Here is a 23,223-nt window from a genome sequence, read left to right on the forward strand (position 1 = left end):
CCGCTGACAGGATCGCAGTGGTGGCGACCGACGACGATGCCCATGGCGTCGCCGATGGTGTGGCGGGTGGCGACGGCCAGTTCCGACTGGATGTGGGTGGGCGTTCAGACGGCGACCACGCATGGGAGGCCGGCCGCAGACTTCTCGTCCCGGGGGTCACCCGTGCGCGGTCGCGGTCGAGCGCTTCGCCTGCCACGGGCTGACGAAGCCGGTCGGGCGAGGGCGGCGACCTACTCGCGGGTGCGGGGTACTGGAAGAGGAACCCATCGGGGTGCCGAGGTCTCTGTGACCCGCCGGCCCGGGGGCCGCGCACCGCGGTGGGTCCGTGCGGAAAGGACGGCGGCGACGTGGCGGAGGGCCTGAAGTCCGGCGCAGGGCACGAGCAGCGGCTGTCCGCGGTGGAGCCGGCTCTGTGGCAGCAGGTGGTCGAGCAGCTGGGCACGGCCCTCGCCGTGATCGATCCGGCCGGGCGGATCGTCGCTGTCAACCAGGCCGCCGAGCGGCTTCTGCAGCGCGCAGCAGGGTCGGTGTACGGGCGGGATCTGCACGACCTGTGCCATCGCGACCCAGGAGGTGCCCTCATCCCGCGGGAGCGCTGCCCGCTGCTGCGGGCACTGGCCGAGAGGCGTGCGGCACGCGGGGACGACGACAGGTGCCTGCGTGGTGACGGGCGGCTGGTCCCGATCTCCTGGTTGGCCACCCCCCTGGCGGACGGCGTGTCCGGCGTCTGCCTGGGCATGGTCGTGCTGATCGTCGAGACCGCGGCGGACCGCCGTGCCGGTAGGGAACGAGCGGAACGCGCCGAGCAGTCTGAACGGGTGGAACGGGCGGAACGAGCCGCTCACAGGAGCGCTCTGGAGAGTCTCGCCGAGCGATTGACACTCGTCGCGGAGATCACCGACGTGCTCGGTCAGACCTTGGATGTGGACGAGGCCCTCGCCCGGTTGAGCCGCGTCCTCGTCCCCCGCCTCGCCGACTGGGCAGCGGTGGACCTGCGGGTCGGCTCCCGTCAGGTGCACCGAGTGGCCGTGACCGGTCCGGAGGGCCGTGCAGCCGGGAAGGAGGACTGGCGCGGTCATCTGCCCCCGGTCGGGGAGGCGACCCACTCGCCCCTGGTCCAGGTACTGAACGAAGGCGCTCCCGTGCTTCAGAAGCGGGTGGACCTGAACGCACCGCCCGACTCCCCGCTGGCCAGCGTGCACGACGCCTTCCTCGGAGCGATCGGCGCGGCATCCGCCATCACGGTGCCGCTCGGCAGTAGACGGCAGGTCACCGGTGCCCTGACGCTGGTCCGCACCGACCCGGCCCGGCCCTTCGACACCGGCGATCTCGACGTGGCCGGCGACATCGGCCGCCGGGTCGGTCTGGTCATCGACAACGCGCGCCGGTTCGGCCGGCAGCGCGCGGTCGCCGAGGCCATGCAGCGCAACCTCCTTCCCCCGCTGCCCGCGCACGGCCGGTTCCAGCTGGCCGCCCGGTACCAGCCCGCTCCGCCCGGCTCCCAGGTCGGTGGTGACTGGTACGACGCCTTCGCGCTGAGGGACGGCACGCTCGCCCTCGTCATCGGCGACGTCGTCGGGCACGATCTGACCGCCGCGGCCGGCATGGCCCAGCTGCACGGCATCCTGCGCTCCCTCGCCTGGGACCATGCCGAGCCGACCGGTGCCGTCGTGGACCGCCTCGACGACGCCATGCACGCCATCACCATCGTGCGGATGGCCACCCTCGTCCTCGCCCGGGTCGAAGGTCCGGACAACGGCCCCTGGACGCTGCACTGGACCAGTGCGGGGCACCCGCCGCCCCTGCTGCTGACCCCCGACGGGAACGCGCAGTACCTCGAAGCCGGGCAGGGACTCATCCTCGGAACCGACCCGTGCGCCGGCGATCCTCGCCCGAGCGCCGCCCACGCGCTGCCGCCGCGGTCCACGCTCCTGCTCTACACCGACGGCCTGATCGAAGTCCCCGGCAGCGACTTGACCAGAGGGCTCAGCCGACTGCGTCGCCACGCTCTCGCCCTCGCCCACGAACCTCTGGACATCTTGTGCGACCAGCTGGCGGCCCGCATGCCCCTGGGCAGCACGGACGACGTCGCCCTTCTCGCCCTGCGCCTGCCCGTGCCCTGACCGGGCCGAGGCGTGATCCATGACGGGGCGCGGCTGTTCACGTCCCCGGAGCAAGCGCCAGAATGCGGAACGGACCGGGCGACACGGACTGAAGGCCGTCGTCTCCGGCGTACCGCCAGCCCCAGGACCGCATTGTCTCGACGGTCCTGCCGTCCCGGGCGTCCACCAGTGCGACGCCGAGCGCGGCGCCGTGGTCGGCGAGCAGTCGCCGCTGCAGGCGCCGGGCGAGGTTCCAGACGTGGTCCCGGTACTCCCGGCGCACGCGAGGCGGGACGACGATGCCGGAGACGACGAAGAGCCGCCCGGAGGCGGCGCGGCGGAGCAGACCTCCCCGGACGTGCCCGTCGAAGCCCGCCCACCATGGACCCGAGCCGCCTGTGGGGAAGCCATAGGCGTAACCGGTCAGGGCGGTGGTCTCCGCGATCAGCAGCGAGAACCCCGGCCGTCGTGCGTCGGCCGTGAGATGGCCCAGGAAGGGGCCACGTGCCTGGTTCCACGCCCACGGGTCGCCACCGGAGGTTTCCGCGTACAGGTCGCCCAGCTCCTGCAGACGGTCCGCGACCTGACCACGCGTCAGCCGATGGATCCGATCTGCAATCTGGGGCGAGGACGTGCGCTCCCTCTGCGGCGGGCCCTGTGCGCGGGTACGCGGCCTGCCCCGTGCGGGCCGGAGAGCGGGGAGGGCCAAGGTCGTCGGGGGGAGCACCTGCGCGGTCATCGCCAACCCTGCCCCCGGGCACGGACGAAAGCCGCCCCGGCATCGTCGATCCCCGAGAACGGCACCGGTGCCTGAGGCGGTGCGCGGCGTGCCCTCGGTGTGTCCACCGTACTCCGGGCCGGGCCCGCCCCGGCGGCCCGGTGGTCGCCGGCACCGGGAACGGCGCCGACCGTCCGCGTGCGGTCGCTGTCCTCCGGTCCAGGCCGGCTCACGTGGTCACCGGGCTCGGCCGGGCGAATGTCAGGCGGCCGGCCGCCCGGCCGGTCATGGGACGCACGGCCACCCGTACCCGGCATACCCTGCAGAGGGGGCTGCCGTGGAAACGCGACGCAGGCCCCCACACCGTCGCCCGCTTGCGTCGGGCAGTGACCCGAATCGTGGTCCGTACGTCTCGTACTCGTCTCCCGTCCGGAGCTCCGTATGGAGCAGCTACCCCGCCGGTCGCGAAGGAGGAACCCGGCTCCATCTCACCCTCGACACCGCGCACGCCGTGGAACCCGCACGCTCCGGCTCGCGACCAGCAAATCGACAGAGCACGCGCACGCTCACGCCGACGAGGTACGACCCGGATCCGCGAGGCTACGAGGATCCGCCGGCGTGTCCGTCCCCCGCGGCCGTGACGCCGGAGAACGACAGCCATGACAGGACTCCGCGAACGCAAGAACAACCGGGAGGCGGTCCTGCGATCCCTCTACGGTGCCGTCGAACGCAATCGCCCCGAGGTAAGCGGATCGGTACTCCGCGCCGAGCTGGGCCTGCCCGACGAGGACCTCTCCGCCGCCTGCGCCTATCTGGCCGACGAGGGACTGATCAGCGTGGACTGGACCTCGCACCGGACCCCCGCGGCCGTCTCGCTGACGCACGAGGGCATCTGCCTGATGGAGGAGCTGGAGGAAGAACAAGAGGAATAGCGGAGGGCAGAGAAGACGGCGCCGGACGGCTGACAAGGCCGCTTCTCCTGGGCGCAGGTGTAGCCTGACCGTACCGAGAGCTTTTCGCGCAGCGCTTCCGGCGGTGCCGTTCCCGGCGAGGGACGAAACGGGCAGTCGTCCTACGGCTCCCGGACGGGACCGGACCATGGAACCCAGCAGTACGCCGGCCGAAGGCGTGTCCGGTGCCGACGCGCACACGTACCGCATGCCCCTGCCCCGCCTGACCCTCACCTCGGACGTCAGCCACGGCCCGCTGGACGGTGCCTGGTGGCCGCGCTGCGACGCGCTGGAGCTCGAACTTCCCTCGCTCGTCGACTTGTTGGAGCCGGAGTCGGGGGCCGTGATACGGGTCACCGTGGACCCCGCCGGGTGGCCCGGCGCTCCGCACACGGTCATGGCCCCAGGCCGGGTGATCGCCGTGGAACCGACCGGACCCGGAAGCGACGCGCACGTCATCACCCTGGACTGCGGCACCGTGGGACGCTGGGTACTCCTGGTCGTCCCGCCCGAGGAGCCCGCCGGAACAGCCGTCCGGCTGCTGGCCGCCGCTGCAGACCCGGAGAACCCACTGACCGCCGCGAGCATGCTGGCGCTCGCCGATGCGGGTCGCCCGGTGGGCGCGGCCGGGGAGGCGGAATGAGGCACGGGGCCCCCTGGAAGCCCGCGACAGGGACGACCGGCCGGCCTCAACCACCATCCTCGCGTGAGCCGTTGCCCACTCTGAATGACACTTCTGCGCTCTTCGAGGAGTGCCGCATCGTCCGCACGCACGGCGAACTGGACACGCAATCCGCGGCCCCACTGGTCCGCGCCCTGGCCGAGGCCCGAGCGGCCCGGCCCGGACGGCTCTTCCTGATCGTGGACCTGAGCGAGGTGACCTTCTCCGACTCCAGCGTCCTGTCTGCGCTGTGCGAGGCGTGGTCCGACTGCCGCGCCCGGCGCGGCTGGGTACGCATCGTGTACGGCAACCACATGACCGACCTGGTCTTCCGCCACACCGGCCTGCTCGAGCGCTTCCCCGCCTACGCGAGCGCACAGGACGCCTGGGAGGGACGAACGGCCGACGCCGCACTCCCGCCTCCCCGCGAGCGCACTGCCGGCCGCCGGGACGCACCGCCCGGCCGGGGACCACATGCCGCGCCGAACCACCCGACAGGACACCTCATGAGCGACCAGCTGCGGCGCCCGCCACCGGCCCCGCCCCTCCTTCGCCTGTACCTCGCGCCCGAGAGCACCGTGCCACGCCGTATCGACGGGGCCTGGTGGCCGCGAACCTACGACCTCCTGGCGGAACTCCCGTCACTGCTCTCCGGCCTGCCCCGCGCCTGGGGCCAGATCGTCAGTGTCCTGGTGAACGGCACAGGGTGGGCCGGGGTCCCGGGCCGCATGCTCGTCTGCAACCAGGTCGTCCGGCTGCGCAGGACCGCCACGGCGCGCACGCCCAGCACCATCGTGCTGATGGCCCCCGCCCATGGGCGCCGGGATCTGCTGGTCGTGCCACCGGAGGCCACCGAGCAGGCCGCACAATCGCTCGTGTCCGCAGTGGGACTGACGCCGGAGCAGGGTCACTTCGCGAGCTGAGTGCGTGGGTCCGGCCCGTCCGGCGGCACGGGCAGGCACATCCGGCGAGGATGCGCTCGGTTCGTGGGTGGACGCCGGCTGGCTGCGGGCGAGGCTTCTTCCGGCGCAGCCCTGCGCGCGACGCGGTGCAAGGTCTGGGACGGGTACGGCGGCTTACGGCTGTTGACCGGTGGCCCTCGGGGTGTGTGCGGGGCGTTGCGGCGGCCGCGGCGCGGTCATGTCGAGCAGGAGAAGGGCGTCGTGGTCGGGGGTGCCGGGTTCGGCGATGTAGACGCCGATGCGCTGGCCGGGTGTGCCTTCCACGTGCAGGGACTGCGAGGTGAGGGTGACCGTGCCGACCTGGGGGTGGTGGAAGGTCTTGTGGGCGGGTCTGCGTCCGGTGACTTCGTAGCGTTCCCAGAGGCCGGCGAAATCGGGGCTCTTGAGGAGGAGTTCGCCGACGAGGTTGGTCAGGTCGGGGGCGGTGCCGGCGATGGCGCGCAGGCGGGCGACGCATGCGGTGATCTGCCGGTCCCAGTCGGTGAAGAGGCCGCGGGCCGCGGGGTGGAGGAACAGGTAGCGGGCGAGGTTGCGCTGTTTGGCGGGCCAGTCGTCCAGGCCCGTGTAGAGGGCGAGGCCGCCGGGGTTCCAGGCCAGCAGGTCCATGCTGCGGCTGATGACGTACGCCGGGTTGGGGCGGAGTGATTCGAGCAGCAGCTTCAGGTGGGGGCGCACGGTCCGGCTGGGGGCGGGCGCCGGTTCGGGGGCGTAGCGGGCGGCTCGGGCGGCGAGCTCACGCAGGTGCTGGTGTTCCTGGTCGTCCATGTGCATGGCGCGGGCGAGGGAGTCGAGGACGGTGGGGCTGGGGCGGGTCTCCTTGCCGCGCTCGAGGCGTACGTAGTAGTCGATGCTGATGCCGGCGAGGGTGGCCAGCTCCTCGCGGCGCAGCCCGGGGGTGCGGCGTATGCCGGCGCCGACGGTGAGGCCGACGTGTTCGGGGCTGGTCTGGGTGCGGCGGGCGCGCAGGTAGCGGCCCAGCTCGGCTCCCTCGCTGTTCGCGCTCTCGGATGGCATGTCTCCAGTCTCACCCGCTGAGTGCATGCCGCACGGGGGTGAGGGGGGTCCTGTCATTACCCCGGAAGAGCCCGCCCTGCCACACCGACGCGATCCGGGCGAGGGTGAATGAGCAAGATGCGCCGGCGCCCCGGCCACCGCCACCACCGGTACGACGTGGCAGACCGGGCGACGGGCGCCGGGCGACGCCACGATGCGGAGAGGGCGAAATGCGGTACATCAAGCTGCGTGACCTGGAGGTTTCCCGGATCGGGCTGGGCGCGATGGGCATGTCCCACGGTTACACCGGCTCGGGTACCGACGACGCCGAGTCGATCAGGACCGTGCACCGGGCGCTGGAGCTGGGCGTCACGCTGATCGACACCGCCGAGATCTACGGCCCCTACACCAACGAGGAACTGCTGGGCCGGGCGCTGAAGGGCCGCCGGGACAAGGTGGTGCTGGCCACCAAGTTCGGCCTGGTCTCCCACGGCGGCGACGGCGCGTGGAACCTGGACTCCGGCCCGGCCAACATCCGCACCGCGGTCGAGGGCTCCCTGAAGCGGCTGGGCACCGACCACATCGACCTGTACTACCAGCACCGGGTGGACCCGAACACGCCGATCGAGGAGACCGCCGGCGCTGTCAAGGAGCTGATCACCGAGGGCAAGGTCCGCGCCTTCGGGCTCTCCGAGGCAGGCCCGGAAACGATCCGCCGCGCGCACGTTGTCCAGCCGGTCACCGCGGTGCAGTCCGAGTACTCGCTGTGGACGCGCGGCATCGAGGAGCGCATCCTGCCGGTCCTGCGCGAGCTGCACATCGGGCTGGTGCCGTTCTCCCCGCTGGGACGCGGTTTCCTGACGGGCACCGTGCGTTCCACCGATCAGTTCGGCGAGGACGACTTCCGGCGTGGCAACCCGCGCTTCACCGGCGAGAACTTCCGGCGCAACCTCGCGCTCGCCGACGAGGTGCAGGCACTGGCCGCCGAGGTCGGTGCCACGCCCGCGCAGGTGGCGCTGGCCTGGCTGCTCGCCCAGGGCGACGACATCGCCCCGATCCCCGGCACCAAGCGCGTGGCCCGGGTCGAGGAGAACACCGCCGCCGACACGGTCACGCTGACCGCCGAGCAGCTCCACCGGCTGAGCAGTCTGCCGCCCGCCGCCGGCGACACCCACAACGCGGCCCAGGCGCAGATGCTCGAACGCTGACCCAGCCCCGCCATGCCGCGCTTGTCGTGGCACCCTCCCGCCCTCGTTCGGAGTAACACCTTTCATGCGTGCAGCAGTGATGTACGGAGCCGGCGACGTCCGCGTCGAGAACCGGCTCGACCCGAAGATCGTCCAGCCGACCGACGCCGTGGTGCGCACGCTGGCCGCGTGCGTGTGCGGCAGCGACCTGTGGCCCTACCAGTCGATGCCCGCCACCGACGCCGGCCGCCCCATGGGGCACGAGTTCCTCGGCGTCGTCGAGGAGACCGGCGCGGACGTGACCGGGCTCAAGCCGGGCGACCTGGTCGTCGCGCCCTTCACGTACAGCGACAACACGTGCGACTACTGTGCCAAGGGCCTGCCCATCTCGTGCCGCAACGGCGGCCGGTACGGCTTCGACGGCGTGGATGGCGGGCAGGGCGAAGCCGTCCGCGTCCCGTACGCGGACGGCACCCTGGTCAAGCTGCCGGTGTCCGCCGACTCCGCGCTGCTGCCGTCGCTGCTGGCGCTGTCGGACGTGATGACCACCGGCCACCACGGCGCCGTCACCGCCGGCGTCGCACGCGGCGACGCGGTGCTCGTGGTCGGCGACGGCGCGGTCGGTCTGTGCGCGGTGATCGCCGCGAAGCGGCTGGGCGCCGAGCGGATCGTGCTCGCCGGCCGTCACGAGGCGCGCACCGACCTGGGACGTGAGTTCGGCGCCACCGACGTGGTCGCCGAACGCGGCGAGGAGGGCATCGCCCGCATCCGCGAGGTGACCGGTGGCGTGGAGAAGGTGATCGAGGCCGTCGGCACCCGCCAGGCCCTCGGTACCGCTCTGGGCGCGGTCAGGGACGGCGGCACCATCAGTCGCCTGGGCGTCCCCCAGTACGAGCAGGGGCCGATCGGTCCGGCCGACTTCATGCGCAACGTCACCCTGACCGGCGGCGCCAGCCCCGCCCGCGCCTACGTCGAGCAGCTGCTGCCCGACGTCCTGGACGGCACCATCGCCCCCGGCCGCGTCTTCGACCAGACCTTCACCCTCGACCAGGCGCCGGACGCCTACCGGGCCATGGCCGACCGCCAGGTCCTCAAGGCCCTCATCCGCCCCTGACCCCTGCTCACGCCCGCACAGCGAAGGACATCCCCCTCATCCAGTACGTGACCTTGAACAACGGTGTCGAGATGCCGCTCCTCGGCTTCGGCGTCTACCAGATCCCCGCCGAGGACACCGAGCGCGCCGTCTCCGAGGCGCTGGCCGCCGGCTACCGCCTGCTGGACACGGCCGCCGCCTACGGCAACGAAGAGGCCGTCGGCCGCGCCATCAAGTCCAGCGGCATCGCCCGCCAGGACCTGTTCGTCACCACCAAGCTGTGGGTCCAGGACGCCCCCGCCGAGGAGAACACCCGCCGCGCCTTCGAGACGTCCCTGCACAAGCTGGGCCTGGACCACCTCGACCTGTACCTGATGCACCAGCCCTTCGGCGACGTCTACGGCCAGTGGCGCGCCATGGAGGCGCTCAACCGCGAGGGCGTGGCCAAAGCGATCGGCGTCGCTAACTTCTATCCGGACCGGCTGATCGACCTGATCGTGAACAACGAGATCGTGCCGGCGGTCAACCAGATCGAGACCCACCCGTTCTTCCAGCGCGCCGACTACCAGGACCTCATGCGGCAGCACGGGGTGCAGATCCAGTCCTGGGGCGGCTTCGCCGAAGGCCGGAACGACTTGTTCACCAACCCGCTGCTGGCCGAGATCGGCACGGAGTACGGCAAGTCGGTCGCGCAGGTCGTGCTGCGCTGGCTGATCCAGCGCGGCGTCGTCGCCATCCCCAAGTCGGTGCGTCCCGAGCGCATGGCCGAGAACGCCGGCGTCTTCGACTTCCAGCTCACCGACCAGCAGATGGCCCGGATCGCCACCCTGGACACCGGACGTTCCCTGTTCTTCGACCACCGCGACCCCGAGATCGTCACCTGGCTCGCCGAACGCCGTCTGGACGCCTGATCCGCTCCCGCCCACCCCTCCCGTGCCAGATCCCTCGCGCAGGGGTGCACAGGCCGCCCAGGGTGCGGTGAGGACCCGGCGGCGCGGGAAGTCGGGGCGGTCATTGCCGGTCAGGATCAATGCGGGCGAAGCGCCATGATCCAGGTGTAAGACACTAGCCTCGGGCCATGGTGACGCGCACCCGGCTGTATCACGACGGCACTCTCGTCCTGGAGGACTTTCCCGCCAGTGACGTTTCCGCGCATCTCGCCGATCCGGCGTCGGTACTGTGGCTGGACCTGTACCGGCCCGGGCCTGCCGAGTTGACCATGCTCGGCCAGGAGTTCGGCATCCACGAACTGGCTCTGGAGGACGCCGCACAGCGTGGGCAGCGGCCGAAGCTCGACCGCTATCGCACCCACGAGTTCCTCAGCGCCTATTCCGTGACCGTGAGCCCGGACAGTGCGGAACTGTCATACAGCGAGATCGCCGTGTTCCTCACCGGTCAGGCCATGATCACCGTCCGAAAGGACGACGGTCTCGACATCGAGGACGTCGTCGCCCGCTGGGACGAGAGCCCGGACCTGGCCGGCCATGGCGTCGGATTCCTGCTGCACGGTCTGCTCGACCATCTCGTGGACGGCCACTTCGCCGCGGTCCAGCAGCTGGACGACGGCATCGAGGAGCTGGAGGGCCTGCTCTTCGCGGCCGGGCGCCGTGAGATCGAAGCTGTACAGCACCGGGTTTTCGCACTGCGCAAATCGCTGGTCCGGTTGCGCCGCGTCGTGCTCCCGATGCGTGAGGTGGTCAACGGACTCATGCGGCCCGGCCTGCACGTGATCACCGACCCTCTCGTCCCGTACTACCAGGACGTCTACGACCATGTGCTGCGTGCCACCGAATGGACGGAATCACTGCGGGACCTGGTGGCCTCGGTCATGGAGACGAACCTCTCGGTCCAGGCCAATCGCATGAACCTGATCATGAAGAAGGTGACGAGCTGGGCCGCGATCATCGCCGTACCCACCGCGATCACCGGCTACTACGGCCAGAATCTTCCCTACCCCGGTTTCGGCCGGCAGTCCGGATTCATCACATCGGCGGCCGTCATCGTGATCCTGTCCGCAGTGCTGTACCTGACGTTCAAGCGCAAGGACTGGCTCTGACCGGCCCAGTGCCGGGCGCGGGTGACCAGGCCGAAGGCAGGAAATACCTGGTCACCCCCGGCTTCTCGGGCCGGTGAGCGGAGTAGTGTGAAAGCACCGGGAGTTCTTCGCGTACCGGCTCCGCTGCGGGTGCCGTTTCCGGTGATCGACAACGCCGGGCCGCACCCACGAGCCCGGGGACAGGTCCGCGCCATGCCCGTGACCATTGACCGTACGACATCGAGTAGGCGCGCGCCGCCCCAGCCGGCCCGGCTGTCCCTCACGCCCGCACCGGGCGGCCTGGACGGCATGTGGTGGCCGCGTTCCCGTGCCCTCACCCGTGAGCTGCCCGCCCTGACGGCCGCGCTGGTCGAACAGTGGGGCCGCATCACAGGTGTCACCGTGCACCCGACCCACTGGCCCGTCATCCCGCACTGGGTGTCCGTCGCCGGGCGTACCGTGCAGGTGGGCTGGTCCACCGAGACCCAGGATCCGCACAGACTGACCCTCTCCCTGCCCGACGGTCGCCGAGACGTGCTGGTGATTCCGCCGGAAACCCGTGCGGAGGCAGCCGCGCAGCTGATGGCGGGCGACGGCACCGAGGCCCCGGCACGGGAGGAAGCAGCAGACAGGATCGACGCCCGGATCAGGGAAGAAGCGTGGGAGACCGACGGCGGAGCCGGTCGGGCCGTCGTGCCTGCCCCGGTATATCGGATCGGCAGGCCCTTCGCCCACCGTTCGACGGAGGTGAGAGGACCATGACTGTCATCGCCGCGGCCGCGCTGCTCCTTCTGATCGCCGTCGGAGTCGTTCTGATCCGCCGGCTCAACGGCCAGCACGCCGAACGGATCGCTGCCTTCCACTACAGCGATGTTCTGCCGGGGATCGGGCGTCTCCGAAGGCACCGTCGGTCGGCGGTGGACGCGACCGTTCCGACGCGCCCCACCGCGACGGCGACCGCGGATGACATCGACTTCGGCCCGACGGTGGGCAGTAGAGGAAGGCGCGTGATGGCGATATTGCGAGACCGGAAGACGTATCGCGAGAGGATCATGCAGGCTCTGTACCAAGCCGCCGAGGGCAATCGCCTCCTGGGCGTCGATGGGGCGAAGCTCCGCACGGAACTCGGTATCCCTGAGCAGGACATGGCCGCTGCCTGTATGTACCTGGCAGGTGAGGGCTGGGTCGTCGTGGACTGGGAGAGGGGCAACACGCCCGCGATGATCACGCTGACGCACCAGGGGATCCGGCAGATGGAGACGGAAGAGGAAGGGCGTGGCTGAGCCGCCGCGTCGGCTTCTCGGACCGAAGTGAACCCTCGCAAGGATTGCTTACGGCGGATTAATCCCTTTGACGTAACCTGGAAAGCGGGTCGGCGCACGCTCACGTGCGATGACCCGGAAGGGCGGCTCCGGCGGGTATACGCCGGAGCCGTTGCCTGTTTCCGCAACCGCGCCCTGCGGCGAGGCGCTCGCGCGAGCGTCGTGCGGAGTACGGTGAGGTGGCAGGGTCGTATCGCGGTCGCACGCTCTGCGTCGCCCGCTTCTCTACGGACGGGCGGACACCATGGCCGACTCAGACACCCCCGACCACATCCCCAGGCTCCTGCCGGACGCCGTCCACCGGTCGGTGCACCCCGGGACGGCCCTGCTGCGGCTGGAGACGACACACGCACGCGAGGGAATCCTGGACGGCGCATGGTGGCCGCGGTCCCGGGACATCGGTGCCGAGCTGCCCTCGCTGCTCTCCGCGTTGACCGAGCATCTCGGGCCTGTCACCCGGGTCGGTCTGGACGGCAGCGCCTGGGACGAACTGCCGACCCGGGTGATGGTCGACGACCGGGTCGTGCACGTCGACTCCTTCCCGGTCGGTGACGACACCGTCCTCATCACCCGGGGCGACCGGGACCACTTCACCCTGATGCTGGTCCCTCCGGACACGTCGCCCGACGCGGCACGCGCCGCGATGGCCAGGGCCGTACGGGCCGACAACGTCACCGAGGCCACGCAGATCCTCATCGAAACGGGCAGCGACACGCCACCTACGCCGGCCTGACACGTCCGTCGCAGATCGCCTCCCCATCGGCCTGGACGCTAGATGCGGGCGAACTCCTCCGTCTGCTGGGCGAATTCCCGGGCCATGGCGGCGCTGACCGTGGGCTTGGTGTCGCGGATCGTGTCCAGGTAGTCGTCGGTGGTGGGGGTGGTCCGGGTTCCGGTGTCGAAGGTGCGCTCGAACTGGGCCTGGGAGACGGTGCGCGCCGCGTGGGCGATGTCGGCGGGGGTGAACCCCTCGCTGGCGGACGCGAGTACCGCGCTGTCGGCCCGTGCGCCCGCTCGGGCCAGGTAGCTCTCCCACAGTGCGGTCCTGGCGGTGTGGTCGGGAGGGCCGATCGGCAGCACGTAGTCGAAGCGGCCGTGCCGCAGGAACGCGGAGTCGAGCGTGGTCACGTTGTTCGTGGCGCAGACGAGCAGCCGTCCGTCCTGGCTTCGGAACCGGACGATCGCCTTGAGCAGTTCGTTGACGACGCCGACAGCGGTGGCGTCCGCGCCGCCCCGTTCGCCGGCGACCTCCTCGACCTCGTCGATGAAGACGAGGACGTGGTCGAGCCGGGCGATCTCGTCGAAGCGCCGGCTCAGCCCGGTCGCCAGGCCGTACTCGGCGGCCAGACGGGCGGGGAACAGTTCGAGGAAGGGCCATCCCAGGCGGCCGGCGATCGCGTGCGCGAACGTGCTCTTGCCGGTCCCGGGCGGGCCGAACAACATCACCGCCCGTGGCAGTTCCACTCCGTGCTGGGCGGCCAGTTCGGGATGGGCCAGCGGCAGGACCAGGCGCCGCTCGATGAGCTGCTTCTCCCGTTGCATGCCCGCGACCTTCTGCCACAGCCCCCCTGGCGGCAGCTCCGCTCCGAGCGAGGACAGCGTGCCGGCCGACTGCGGGGTCACCGGTCCGCGTTTCTCGAAGAAGACCAGCCCGGGGCGGGCACCGAAGTCGCAGTTGCGCAGGGCGGTGGCACCGGTCTCGCCCTCGGGCAGGGCGGCGTGCACCGCGCGGACGCCGGCGGCGAAGAGCCGTTGCTCAAGGGCGGTGATCAGGGCACTGCCCAGCCCGCGCTGCCGCCAGGTGGGCGCCATGCAGATGCGCAGGATCCATGCCCGTTCGCCCTCCACCCTGCTCACCGCGGCGCCGATCAGCACGTCGTCGGCCGTGGCCACCACGGCCGGGTGGCGGGTCTGGAGGGCCGTCACGGCGTCCGAGAGCCGGAAGAGCGGCGGCTCCTCGGTCGTGCCGCTCTGCATGTCGACACGGATCACCGCTTCGAGATCGTCCTGGGTGTAGTCCCTGACCCGCCAACCCGTCATGATCAGCTCCGCGTGTTAGGCCGTACTCCCATCATCAGCCGGTGCCCGGAGGACACGCGCGACAGGCGACGGTCACGAAGCCTCCCTGGTGCCACGGACCGCTCGGGCCGTAGTCGGGTCACGCCGCGGTGCCGGGCGCGCTGCCTGCCGCGCTGAGGGACTTGTCGGTGCGGCCGGTGCCGGCCGGTGGCGCTGCCGCGGCGGGTGCGGCGGCCGCGGTTTCCCGGGCTAGGAAGGAGCCGAGCTCGCCGATCGTGCTCATGAGGGGGGCCGGGAAGACGACGGTGGTGTTCTGGTCGACACCGATCTCCACCAGGCTCTGGAGATTGCGCAGTTGAAGCGCCAGGGAGCGTGACCTGCACACGCCGGTCGACGGTGGTGACGTCGAGGATCTGGCGGATGTCCAGGTTGAGTTTGATCCCGTCCGTCTCCGAAAGCGTCTCGCCGAGCATGTGCCGGCCGACGACCTTCCGCAGAGTGGTCTGGCGATCTGGTTGATCGCCGCGTTGACGTTCTCCACGGCGACGACCGACTTCACGGCGTCGACGACCCGGAAGCAGGCGACCGCCGACACGTCCACGCTCACGTTGTCCCTGGTGATGATGCCCTGGGACTGGATCGGCATGGTGACGACCCGCAGCGACACCCGGTGCAGGGCGTCGACGAACGGGCTGATGAACCGCAGCCCCGGGGAGCGTGTTCCGACGAGTCCGCCGAAGCGGAACAGCACTCCCTTCAGGGCTTGCGTGGGCTGCTCCTCGGGACGAGGACCGGGGGTGGGGATCCGCCGGTCGAGACCCCTGCATGTGCCTGCGCCGGTTCGTGAGGCAGGTCCGGAACCCGGGAAGGCACCGGTCGTGGCGGCCGTCTCACATGCCGATGACCAGGCGACTGGCGCGATCGGTCCGTGCCGGAACGGCCGCTGAGGCGGGGCCGTCCCCGTACTTCCCTGCCTCGTCCGGTTCGAGTGGCCGGTCGGCGGTGGAGACGGCGTGCCGGGTCTCGTCCGCGGCCATGAGAGCGCTTGCGGTCAGCGGTGGGCCGTCGTAGTCGGACGCGGCCGCCATCAGGCGGGCCGCCGACTTCGTCTCGGTCTCGGGTGGGACGACCAGCAGATCCCAGCGGCCGGTGCCGTAGGAGAGCAGCAGCAGCTTGTGCGGGTCGATCTCCGGGCTGAACCATCCGACCTTGACGACATGACCGCCCACGGCGATCTCGTGCGGGATGACCGGCCAGTACTTCGGGTTGACGGCGATGCGGGTGATGCGGCCCCACAGAGGGTCCAGCACATCGGTCAGTGCGGGCAGCTCGCTCAGCAGGTCCCGGGAGCGGGGCCACCAGGCACCGTCCAGGAGGCCGCGCGACGGGCCGTCGGTCTTCAGCGCGAGACGCGCGGCCGGGGCTGCGACGGGCTCGTGGTGTGGCAGGGGTTCGTGCAAGGTCGCCGACATGATGCGGACCCGTCTCCGGGCCGCCTCAGCGGCGACCCGGGTTTCGTCTCTCGCCGAGAACGACCCGGCGTGGAAGCCGGTGTGCGAAATGCCCTCGGTGCTGTCCACGGTACTCCGCACACGCCGGGGCGGTTGTGGAGGCGCCGTCGCATTCCGGAAACGGCTGTCGACACCGGCGGCAGTGGGCCGCCGGTGCCGGGGCCCTTCGTATGCCGGCTCCCGGACCGGTCCCGCGCCCGACGCCCGCATGCCCCTGGCCCAGAGGCCCAGCACTCCTTGGCTGTCTTACGTGGGAGCTGTTCCTCGTGTTCCGTTCAGCCCGTCGCTCCCCGCCGGTCCGCCGGGCCTCGGCGAGGAGTATCCTGGTGATTACCGAGAGCATCTCGTACACCGGCTTCCACGCCGGGTCGTTCTCGGCGATTCATGACAACCGGGCCGGCCGTGACCGGCCCGGGGTTGGGTCCGCGCCATGACCGCGACCATTCCGTTCACACCCGCAGTCGGAAACCGGGCCCCTTCTTCGTCACCGCTCCGACTCACGCTGGCGTCGGCCGGTGCCCCTCCGGCCCTGATCGACGGTGCCTGGTGGCCCCGTTCGCGCAACCTGACGGAGCAGCTCCCGGCGCTCGTCGAATGTCTCGACCCGCTGTGGGGGCGGATCACCCGGATAGCGGTGAGCCGCACGTTCTGGCCGGTCATCCCGGGAGAAGTGCCCGCGCACGGCCACATGGTGCGCGTCGGCTGGTCCAACGCCGGGCAGGACCCGCACAAACTGTTGCTGCTGTCCTACACGTTCGGCTGCTGGAGCCTGCTGGTGATCCCACCGGAGACAGGGCCGGCAACCGCGGCCCGGCTCATGGCCACGGCCACCGACCCGTCACGGAGCCTCCCGGCGAGCGGCCTGATCCGTGAGGCCGAAAGTTTCCGGGCCGCGGCAGAGGCAGCGGCCGACTCGGACTCGCTCCGGGAGGCGGTCTGGGACTCCGAAGGCGGACACGACGCCCCCCACCCCGCCTCACGCACTCCTGACGGACCGGTCACCCGTCACGTGCCCACCGCGGCAGCAGGAGTGTGAGAGACCGGCGGTGGGGGAAAGGCTGCGTGCCGTCGGGGGCGGGAGGCGGGCTCACTCCGGGAGGGCGAGGTCGTCGGTGGCGCTCCCGCGCCATTCGATCAGCAGGAGCGTCGCATCGTCCGTCGTGATCCCGCCCCGCGCTCGTTGCAGCGTGTGGGAGAGGGAGCGCGCCACCGTCCGGATCTGCTGCGCCGTGGGCTCGAGGCGGTTCACCCACCCGATGAGCTGCTCCTCACCGAATTCCTCACCGCCGAGATCGCGCTCCTCTATCAGTCCGTCGGTGAAGCACAGGATCCGGTCGCCGGGGGTGAGAGCCACTTCACTGATCCGGGGCTCGTGACCGCCGAAGCCGAGGGGCAGCGTCGTCGGGCCCTCCAGCCGTCGTACGACACGGTGTCCACGGATCAGCACAGGAGCGGGATGTCCGGCGTTGACCCACTGAAGCCTGCCCGTGGCCGTGTTGAGCCGCATCATCTGAGCGGTCACGAAGTGGTCGGGGCCGAACTGCTCGGCGACGGCCCGGTCCATGAACGTATAGATCTCCGACAGGCCGACGCTGATGCGCCGGGCATGCCGGTAGGCTCCGATGACCACCGTGGCCATCGTGGCGGCGTCCAGTCCGTGGCCCATCGCGTCGACCATGGCCACATGCAGGATGACGCCCACCTGGTCACCACCGTCCAGCAGGGGCAGATAGACCCGTACACCGCCTGCCTGCGGCACCTCGACGGGACGCACCTCCTGGAAGGCGCGACCGGCATCGGAGCCGTCGATCGGCTGCGGTTCCCCGGCTGCCAGCCCGTCGCCCGGCAGGGGGACGAGCCACACCTGGCCGTAGTCCTGCAGGAAGAGCGAGGTCTCACGGCCGTCGAGCCTGCCGATCTGCCGTGCGACGAGCGGACCGAGCTGGTGCGGCGGCAACTCGTGCCCCTGGTCCAGCAGGACTCCCAGAAACTCCTCCCCGAAGCGCTCCGACCGGGTGGAGCCTTCCGCGGGTCCTTGCCCCTCACCGCCCGTCATCGCCGTGGCCCAGGGGGACGTTCTGGCGGATCTTCACGAAGGTGCTGTGCATACGAACTCCCGACGGAGACTCACCGGTCGACGCGGTGGGGAACTCTCGCCCGGATCGTGGGGGTCGATCCACCGACTCCCCGTCGAGTCGGCCGTGCGCTCGTGCGGCGAGGACGGGCACAACGGCCACCGGGCGCCCCGCGTCCGAGCCGCGGCGGCTGACCGGCACCGGCCTCAGGCGGATCGACCTCTCCGCCGTCGTCGTCCACTGCCGCGGCCGCCTGGGTGGGGTCCGCGCCGTCTGCCGGCCTGCCCGCAGCCTGGATCACTGCCATGCAGGGCAATGATCCCGCCTACCAGTAGTGGCGTCGACCGGCGACGGCGTGTCCCATCGCGCCGAGGATCCACAGGATGGCTCCGACGACCAGCAGGATGATCCCGATGGTCCACAGGATGGACAGGCCGGTGAGGAAGCCGACGACGAGCAGAATGACGCCCAGGATGATCATGGTCTCTCCTTTGGGGAGTGGTGCCGACTCGCCCGCGAACTGCTGTGGGCCGCAAGGGCGTCGGCGGGAACGGCCGATCTCTCTCCTCCTTACTCCACGCGGTGTGGTCCGTGGCGGCTGACCTGTAGCCGGACCTCGGCGGGCATGTCGATGAGGCCGGTGGACCGACGCGCGGTGCCGAGCGGGCCTTCGCACAGCGCACCGAGAGTGGCGCCGGGCGTGCCCTCGGGGGTGAGGGTCAGGTCGATGCGGGTGCGGTGGCGGGCCGGTCGGCCGGTGATGAGTACGGCCGCATGGCCTACCCCTGGCAGGGCACCGGCTTCGTTCGCGATCGCCTCGCTGAGTGCGCGGTCGCGCAGTTCGACGCCCTCCTGCGGGGGCGTGCCGCCGACGGGCAGTGAGCCGGGGCGGCGTCGGCTCAGCTGGGCGAGCAGCCACCACAGGGCGAGCAGGGCGGCGACGGCGAGGGTGGCGATGACCGCGGGCCACCACCACCAGCCCTGGCTGCTCCAGCGGGCCCGGTCGGCGGAGCCGAGCAGGACGTCGGCCGGGGTGGTCAGGGGCCAGCCGGCGGGCGGGGCCAGATCGTGCCGCCGGTAGAGATCGAGCCCGGCGAAGAGGATGAGCAGTCCGCCGCCGAGGAGGACCAGTCCGGCGAGGGCCAGCAGCGTGCGGTTGAGTGCGGATCGCGGCGTCATGGCGGGCTCCGGTGCTGCGGGTCTTGGGTCAGTGGGTGCGTCGCCGCGCCCGTAGGGCGATGCGGGGAGGACGGGCGAGGGCGAGCCGGTCGCGTTCCTCGTCGAGGACGGCGGTGAGGTCGTCCCTCACCTGTCGGGGGTCGCGGAAGCGGACGTCCGCGCGGGCTTTGATGCGGTGGCGGCCCACCAGGACGTGCGCCGCGCCGACTCCGGGGACCCGCATGGCGGCGTCGCGCAGCAGGACGGCGGCTCCGCCGCGGTCCACGAAGGCCCGCACTCGCGGGCAGCCGGCGGGTGACCGCAGGGGCAGCCAGCGGCGTTGACCGGGGGTGAGGGCCAGGACGATCAGCCAGACGCCGAGGGCGGCGGCCACAGCGGCTCCCGTCAGCATCCACACGTCGTCCACCGGGCGGGTGGCCAGTTCGTCGGCCAGATGCCGTCGCCAGGCCGCCGCCGGATGTCCCGCCCGTACGGCGATGACGTCGACCAGCGTCGCGACCGCGGCCACGAGGATCACGGTGGCGACCAGCGCTGCCGTGATGCGGCGCGCGGACCACTTGCGACGGGTTCGGTGCCCTCCTTCGCGCTCACCGGCTGTGAGGTCCGAGGTGGACACGTCGCGTTCGGGAGGGTCGGGCTCCTTCGTCAGCGGCACTGCGGCACGGTGCGTGGACGACGCGGGGCCGTGGCCCGGGGGACGTGGATCGGATGTCATCGCGATCGCCCTTCCCGCACGGCGTGCCCGGTGACCCGGGCCGCCCGGCCGCTCACCGGACCCGCCCCCGGCTCGAGTCGGCGGCGGTCACCAGCCGCCGGACGGTGAGGAGGACCTCTCCCACCCGCAGCCCGGTCAGCTGGGCGACCCGTTCGGCGACGTCCCGCTGGATCCGCTCGCAGACACGGGGGATGTCGGTGGGGTATGGCAGGTCCATGGTCAGATGCAGGCGCACCGATCCGGTACGGACGGCGGCGGAGGCGTGGGGTGCCGCAGGTCCGCCCCGATCGGGCGGTACGGCGGCGCGCCGCGACTGGGCCGCGCGCGCGGCCTGCGCGGCGATACGGGCGACCACCCTGTCCGGGATGACGGTGGCGCCCCGCTCGGCCGGGGGCGGCAGCCCGGCGGCCGGCGCCGGCGGGCCCGACCCCTCGCCAGGGGAACCGGGCCGGGTCTTCACCGCTGCCTCCGTGTCCGGAGGTCCAGGTCGCCCTGTACGACGAGGCCGACGATCAGCCCCGCCGCACCGAGGACCAGCACCAGCAGAAAGGCCCAGAAGCCGCCGAAGTAGCCGGCGAAGCCGAGGGCCATGCCGGCCGCGAGTCCCGTCGTTGCTGTGTTCATCGCGCACTCACCCGTCTCGCGAGCGTCCCTCTCGCCGTGATCATCCGCTCGGGCCCGAGGACACGGCGGTGGTCCCGGCAGCGGTCATCTCACGCGGCCCTCTTCCGGTTCGGTCTGCTGCTCCTCGTCGTCGGGCAGGTGGACGTCGTCGACGGCGATGTTCACCTCCACGACCTCCAAGCCCGTCATCCGCTCCACGGCGCTGATGACATTGGTGCGTACGCCGCCCGCGACGTCGACGATGGAGACGCCGTACTCGACGACGACGTCCAGGTCCACCGCGGCCTGCCGTTCCCCGACCTCGACCTTGACGCCGCGGGTGACCGCTCCGCCTCCGCCTCCGCCTGCGCCGGGGACGCGTTCCCGCATGGCTCCGAAGGCGCGGGCCATGCCGGCGCCCAGGCTGTGGATGCCCGGTACCTCGCGGGCGGCCATGCCCGCGATCTTGGCCACCACACCGTCCGCGATGGTGGTCCTGCCCCGTGTCTCGGCCGGAGCCCCGGCCCCTGTGCGGCCCCTGAGCGCGCTCGTGCCTGTTTCGGGTCGGCTGCCCCCGCCGACGCTGGTGATGTTGTCCGTCATGGCGGTCGCCTCGATCGGTCGGCCGGACACCGGAATGGTGCCCGTCGAACGTTGGACATACCGGGCGGCACAATCCTCACGCGTCTGGCGTGTGATGTGCGTCACAACTCGTATCGGGGGTACACGATCGTTCCGAGCCTGCGTGGGAGCGTCATGATCGAACGCACTGCTTCCCCACGACTGGGGTGCGACCTGCCCGACCGCCTGCTGGCGGTACGGGCGGCCGAGGGAGACGAGGACTCCTTCGCCGTCCTCGTCCAGCGGCACAGCCGGTCCCTGCTGACCCTGGCCCGTTGCATTCTGGGCAACCCCCAGGACGCCGAGGAGGCCGTTCAGGACGCCTTCGTCAGCGCCTGGCGCCACCTGCCGGAATACCGCCACAGGGCGGAGTTCCACACCTGGATGTACCGGATCACCGTCAACCGCTGCCAGAGCATGTGCCACCGACGGCCGCCGCCTCTTTCCCTGGACACCGTCGCCGAACCCGCGGCGGGCGACGCGTGGAGCCAGCCCGCCCGGACCGCCGAGGAGGACGCGGCCATGGCCGCCCTGTTCCGCGCGCTCGCCGAGCTGGACGCCGGACAGCGGGTCTGCTGGATCCTGAGGGAGGTGCAGGGCCTGCCCTACAAGGAGATAGCGCACGTGACGCGTACCGACGAGCAGACGGTACGCGGCAGACTGTTCAGGGCACGCCGATCCCTGCAGGAGGCGATGGGCTCATGGCGCTAGACGACCCGCACACGCGGCCTCCCGAACCGCCCGGAGCCGACGGGCCCCGCAACGGCTGGGCCGCCGCCGACGTGCCCCCGATCGCAGGCGATGAGGTACTGCCCTGCGGCCGCCTGCTCAGCCGGGTCTGGGAACAGGCGCGGGACGCACCACCGGCCGCGGACCCGCACCCGGCGTCCTGTCCATACTGCCGAGAGGCGGTCGAGGGACTGGCCACGGTGAACGCGGCCGCCCGGACGCTGCGCAACGAGGACCCTCCGGGCCTGCACGCACTCGCCGACCGGGTCATGGACGTCGTCAGGGCAGAGGTCCGGTTCGGGCGGCTGCTGCCCCTGGCCGACCCCGACCGGGACCTGCGGATCGCCGAGAGCGCCGCGGCGAAGGTGCTGAGGCGGGCCGCGGACACGGTCCCCGGTGCCAGGGCCGCGACCTGCCGGCTCGTACCCGAGGGCAACGGCACCGACGTGCGGGTGACCATGACCCTGGCCGCCGCCCTCGACCGCCCGCTGCCCGACCGGGTCCACCAGGTACGCCGATCGGTCCTCCACTCGGCCGGACAGGACCTGGGGCTCACGGTGACAGCCGTCGACATCACCGTGGCCGACGTACTGGAACCGGGACCGACCCTCGGTCCCCGCCTCCCGACGGGCGGTGGCGCATGATGACCGCCACCGGGACCACCGCGCTCCTCGGCGTCGCGGCCGAGGCAGCCCTCGCGGTTCCTGGCGTGGCCGCCCTGCAGCCCCGCCTCGCCCGGCGCCTCGCGGCAGCCGCCGCGCCCACCCGGGCGGACACCACGCCGCCCGAGGCCGGCGTACGCGCCGACCGGGCGCCGGACGGTTCCGGATGGCACATCGAGGTGCGCTGCGTCATGACGGAGGGTCGGCGGGCGCTGGACATCGCCCGAATCGTCCACGACCGGGTGACAGCCGCCCTCGTCACCCACCTCGCCACCCACGGTGCCGCGGAGCCGGTCACCGTCGCGGTCACGGTGACCGGTATCGCCGCCTGGCGCGACGCGGCATGAGCGGCGGCGCGGGCACAGGCCCCACGAACCGTCGTTCGGCAAGCTGGTTTCCCAGGGCGGAAGCGGCCGTAGAGCGCTCAGGCGGGTAGGTGGTCGCCATGGACGAGGATGACGCGGCCGCGGCGCTGCGAGCGGCGCTCGACCAGCTGGCGTTCGCCACCCGGAGCGCGGCGGCGCTGTCGAGCACGCTGGACGCGGTCGAGGGGCTCAGACGGGTGTGCCGCGTGCTGGTGCCGGGACTGGCCGACTGGTCCGCGGCCGGTCTGGTGGACGAGGACGGCGCCGCCGAGCGGGTCTGTTTCTCACACCGTGACCCCGACGCGGCCCTGACCGGCCTGACGGGACCGTTGCCGCCGGTGCCGGAGACGGCGACGGGCCCGCTGTCCCGGGTGCTTCGCGGCGCTGGCCCGCTCCTGTTGTCGGCCGGGCGGCTGCCGACCGCGCAGGAGGCGTCCGATCCGTTGCAGCACATCGCGGCAGGCATTCGGGTGCGGGGGACTCGGGAGGGGGACCCGGAGGTGGGCCGCGTTCAGCAGCGCATCCATGGGGCCGGCTCGACTCAGGCTCCTCCGGTTCAGCCAACGAGCCGGGGGAGCCGCTGACGTGACCGCAGTGACGGCGCCCCGCGATGGCGCCCATGGCCCCGCCGTTGGTGTGGCGGGTGGCGACGGGGAGTTCCACGCACGATCTGTGCCATCGTGACCCGGGAGGTGCCCTCGTCCCGCGGGAGCGCTGCCCG

The 23,223-nt window shown here is 71.7% G+C and carries 28 protein-coding genes; 16 read left to right on the forward strand and 12 right to left on the reverse strand.

The genetic code is table 11. The features are described from left to right. Window positions 1-347: 347 nt before the first annotated feature. On the forward strand, window positions 348-2,123 hold the full coding sequence (locus ACFY01_RS25120) for a SpoIIE family protein phosphatase (RefSeq protein WP_390737984.1): 1,776 nt from the start codon (window positions 348-350) through the stop codon (window positions 2,121-2,123). A 37-nt stretch (window positions 2,124-2,160) separates the two neighbouring features. Here ACFY01_RS25120 and ACFY01_RS25125 read toward each other — a convergent pair whose 3' ends face one another. Then, on the reverse strand, window positions 2,161-2,841 hold the full coding sequence (locus tag ACFY01_RS25125) for a hypothetical protein (protein WP_390737985.1): 681 nt from the start codon (window positions 2,839-2,841) through the stop codon (window positions 2,161-2,163). 638 nt (window positions 2,842-3,479) lie between these two features. On the opposite strand from ACFY01_RS25125, the gene ACFY01_RS25130 reads away from it, so the two are divergent. The 3 genes from ACFY01_RS25130 (at window position 3,480) to ACFY01_RS25140 (ending at window position 5,354) form a co-directional block, all read left to right on the forward strand. Then, a complete protein-coding gene (locus ACFY01_RS25130) occupies window positions 3,480-3,752 on the forward strand; it encodes a hypothetical protein (RefSeq protein ID WP_390737986.1) in 273 nt (90 codons plus the stop codon). A 166-nt stretch (window positions 3,753-3,918) separates the two neighbouring features. Next, window positions 3,919-4,413, forward strand: a complete 495-nt coding sequence (locus ACFY01_RS25135; RefSeq protein ID WP_390737987.1) for a DUF5994 family protein — start codon at window positions 3,919-3,921, stop codon at window positions 4,411-4,413. Window positions 4,414-4,484: 71 nt separating this feature from the next. After that, on the forward strand, window positions 4,485-5,354 hold the full coding sequence (locus ACFY01_RS25140; protein ID WP_390737988.1) for a DUF5994 family protein: 870 nt from the start codon (window positions 4,485-4,487) through the stop codon (window positions 5,352-5,354). Window positions 5,355-5,507: 153 nt separating this feature from the next. On the opposite strand, the gene ACFY01_RS25145 is transcribed toward ACFY01_RS25140, so the two are convergent. Beyond that, window positions 5,508-6,407, reverse strand: coding sequence for a helix-turn-helix transcriptional regulator (locus tag ACFY01_RS25145; RefSeq protein ID WP_390737989.1), 900 nt, complete (start codon window positions 6,405-6,407; stop codon window positions 5,508-5,510). 209 nt (window positions 6,408-6,616) lie between these two features. On the opposite strand from ACFY01_RS25145, the gene ACFY01_RS25150 reads away from it, so the two are divergent. From ACFY01_RS25150 to ACFY01_RS25180, 7 genes are all read left to right on the forward strand, one after another. Continuing rightward, complete coding sequence (locus ACFY01_RS25150; protein WP_390737990.1) at window positions 6,617-7,594, forward strand: aldo/keto reductase; 978 nt, start codon at window positions 6,617-6,619, stop codon at window positions 7,592-7,594. A 64-nt stretch (window positions 7,595-7,658) separates the two neighbouring features. Continuing rightward, complete coding sequence (locus ACFY01_RS25155) at window positions 7,659-8,687, forward strand: zinc-binding dehydrogenase (protein ID WP_390737991.1); 1,029 nt, start codon at window positions 7,659-7,661, stop codon at window positions 8,685-8,687. Window positions 8,688-8,725: 38 nt separating this feature from the next. After that, window positions 8,726-9,577, forward strand: a complete 852-nt coding sequence (locus ACFY01_RS25160) for an aldo/keto reductase (RefSeq protein WP_390738249.1) — start codon at window positions 8,726-8,728, stop codon at window positions 9,575-9,577. A 167-nt stretch (window positions 9,578-9,744) separates the two neighbouring features. Then, on the forward strand, window positions 9,745-10,722 hold the full coding sequence (locus ACFY01_RS25165; RefSeq protein WP_390737992.1) for a magnesium transporter CorA family protein: 978 nt from the start codon (window positions 9,745-9,747) through the stop codon (window positions 10,720-10,722). Window positions 10,723-10,914: 192 nt separating this feature from the next. Further along, a complete protein-coding gene (locus ACFY01_RS25170) occupies window positions 10,915-11,463 on the forward strand; it encodes a DUF5994 family protein (protein WP_390737993.1) in 549 nt (182 codons plus the stop codon). Continuing rightward, on the forward strand, window positions 11,460-11,984 hold the full coding sequence (locus tag ACFY01_RS25175; RefSeq protein ID WP_390737994.1) for a hypothetical protein: 525 nt from the start codon (window positions 11,460-11,462) through the stop codon (window positions 11,982-11,984). Before ACFY01_RS25170 ends, ACFY01_RS25175 begins: the two co-directional genes overlap by 4 nt. Window positions 11,985-12,267: 283 nt before the next feature. Beyond that, complete coding sequence (locus ACFY01_RS25180; protein WP_390737995.1) at window positions 12,268-12,756, forward strand: DUF5994 family protein; 489 nt, start codon at window positions 12,268-12,270, stop codon at window positions 12,754-12,756. A 38-nt stretch (window positions 12,757-12,794) separates the two neighbouring features. On the opposite strand, the gene ACFY01_RS25185 is transcribed toward ACFY01_RS25180, so the two are convergent. The 3 genes from ACFY01_RS25185 to ACFY01_RS25195 form a co-directional block, all read right to left on the reverse strand. Then, window positions 12,795-14,063, reverse strand: coding sequence for an ATP-binding protein (locus ACFY01_RS25185; RefSeq protein WP_390737996.1), 1,269 nt, complete (start codon window positions 14,061-14,063; stop codon window positions 12,795-12,797). A gap of 118 nt (window positions 14,064-14,181) precedes the next feature. Beyond that, on the reverse strand, window positions 14,182-14,793 hold the full coding sequence (locus tag ACFY01_RS25190; RefSeq protein WP_390737997.1) for an SPFH domain-containing protein: 612 nt from the start codon (window positions 14,791-14,793) through the stop codon (window positions 14,182-14,184). 139 nt (window positions 14,794-14,932) lie between these two features. Further along, complete coding sequence (locus ACFY01_RS25195) at window positions 14,933-15,622, reverse strand: DUF5994 family protein (RefSeq protein WP_390737998.1); 690 nt, start codon at window positions 15,620-15,622, stop codon at window positions 14,933-14,935. Between the two features lie 361 nt (window positions 15,623-15,983). On the opposite strand from ACFY01_RS25195, the gene ACFY01_RS25200 reads away from it, so the two are divergent. After that, window positions 15,984-16,589: a DUF5994 family protein gene (locus ACFY01_RS25200; RefSeq protein WP_390737999.1), complete on the forward strand. Its 606-nt coding sequence runs from the start codon at window positions 15,984-15,986 to the stop codon at window positions 16,587-16,589. 51 nt (window positions 16,590-16,640) lie between these two features. On the opposite strand, the gene ACFY01_RS25205 is transcribed toward ACFY01_RS25200, so the two are convergent. The 7 genes from ACFY01_RS25205 to ACFY01_RS25235 all read right to left on the reverse strand — a co-directional run bounded on the left by ACFY01_RS25205 (window position 16,641) and on the right by ACFY01_RS25235 (window position 20,728). Next, window positions 16,641-17,609 carry a PP2C family protein-serine/threonine phosphatase gene (locus tag ACFY01_RS25205; protein WP_390738000.1) on the reverse strand — a complete coding sequence of 323 codons (969 nt, stop codon included), beginning with the start codon at window positions 17,607-17,609 and terminating at the stop codon, window positions 16,641-16,643. A 344-nt stretch (window positions 17,610-17,953) separates the two neighbouring features. Then, window positions 17,954-18,109 carry a DUF6131 family protein gene (locus tag ACFY01_RS25210; RefSeq protein ID WP_099054839.1) on the reverse strand — a complete coding sequence of 52 codons (156 nt, stop codon included), beginning with the start codon at window positions 18,107-18,109 and terminating at the stop codon, window positions 17,954-17,956. An 89-nt stretch (window positions 18,110-18,198) separates the two neighbouring features. Continuing rightward, window positions 18,199-18,807, reverse strand: a complete 609-nt coding sequence (locus tag ACFY01_RS25215) for an alkaline shock response membrane anchor protein AmaP (protein WP_390738001.1) — start codon at window positions 18,805-18,807, stop codon at window positions 18,199-18,201. A gap of 28 nt (window positions 18,808-18,835) precedes the next feature. After that, entirely contained in the window at window positions 18,836-19,462 is a 627-nt protein-coding gene (locus ACFY01_RS25220; RefSeq protein WP_390738002.1) for a DUF6286 domain-containing protein, read from the reverse strand. Window positions 19,463-19,574: 112 nt separating this feature from the next. Further along, entirely contained in the window at window positions 19,575-19,982 is a 408-nt protein-coding gene (locus tag ACFY01_RS25225; protein ID WP_365245119.1) for an Asp23/Gls24 family envelope stress response protein, read from the reverse strand. Continuing rightward, window positions 19,979-20,146 (reverse strand): hypothetical protein, encoded by a 168-nt coding sequence (locus ACFY01_RS25230; RefSeq protein WP_030645371.1) that lies wholly within the window; start codon window positions 20,144-20,146, stop codon window positions 19,979-19,981. Before ACFY01_RS25230 ends, ACFY01_RS25225 begins: the two co-directional genes overlap by 4 nt. 84 nt (window positions 20,147-20,230) lie before the next feature. Then, complete coding sequence (locus ACFY01_RS25235) at window positions 20,231-20,728, reverse strand: Asp23/Gls24 family envelope stress response protein (protein ID WP_390738003.1); 498 nt, start codon at window positions 20,726-20,728, stop codon at window positions 20,231-20,233. 153 nt (window positions 20,729-20,881) lie between these two features. On the opposite strand from ACFY01_RS25235, the gene ACFY01_RS25240 reads away from it, so the two are divergent. The 4 genes from ACFY01_RS25240 (at window position 20,882) to ACFY01_RS25255 (ending at window position 23,086) form a co-directional block, all read left to right on the forward strand. Beyond that, complete coding sequence (locus tag ACFY01_RS25240) at window positions 20,882-21,457, forward strand: RNA polymerase sigma factor (protein ID WP_390738004.1); 576 nt, start codon at window positions 20,882-20,884, stop codon at window positions 21,455-21,457. Further along, complete coding sequence (locus tag ACFY01_RS25245; protein WP_390738005.1) at window positions 21,448-22,119, forward strand: hypothetical protein; 672 nt, start codon at window positions 21,448-21,450, stop codon at window positions 22,117-22,119. Before ACFY01_RS25240 ends, ACFY01_RS25245 begins: the two co-directional genes overlap by 10 nt. Further along, on the forward strand, window positions 22,116-22,484 hold the full coding sequence (locus ACFY01_RS25250) for a hypothetical protein (RefSeq protein ID WP_390738006.1): 369 nt from the start codon (window positions 22,116-22,118) through the stop codon (window positions 22,482-22,484). Before ACFY01_RS25245 ends, ACFY01_RS25250 begins: the two co-directional genes overlap by 4 nt. A 98-nt stretch (window positions 22,485-22,582) precedes the next feature. Continuing rightward, entirely contained in the window at window positions 22,583-23,086 is a 504-nt protein-coding gene (locus ACFY01_RS25255; protein WP_390738007.1) for a hypothetical protein, read from the forward strand. Window positions 23,087-23,223 lie beyond the last annotated feature (137 nt).

Source organism: Streptomyces sp. NPDC001480 (assembly GCF_042894725.1).
Lineage (GTDB): Bacteria > Actinomycetota > Actinomycetes > Streptomycetales > Streptomycetaceae > Streptomyces.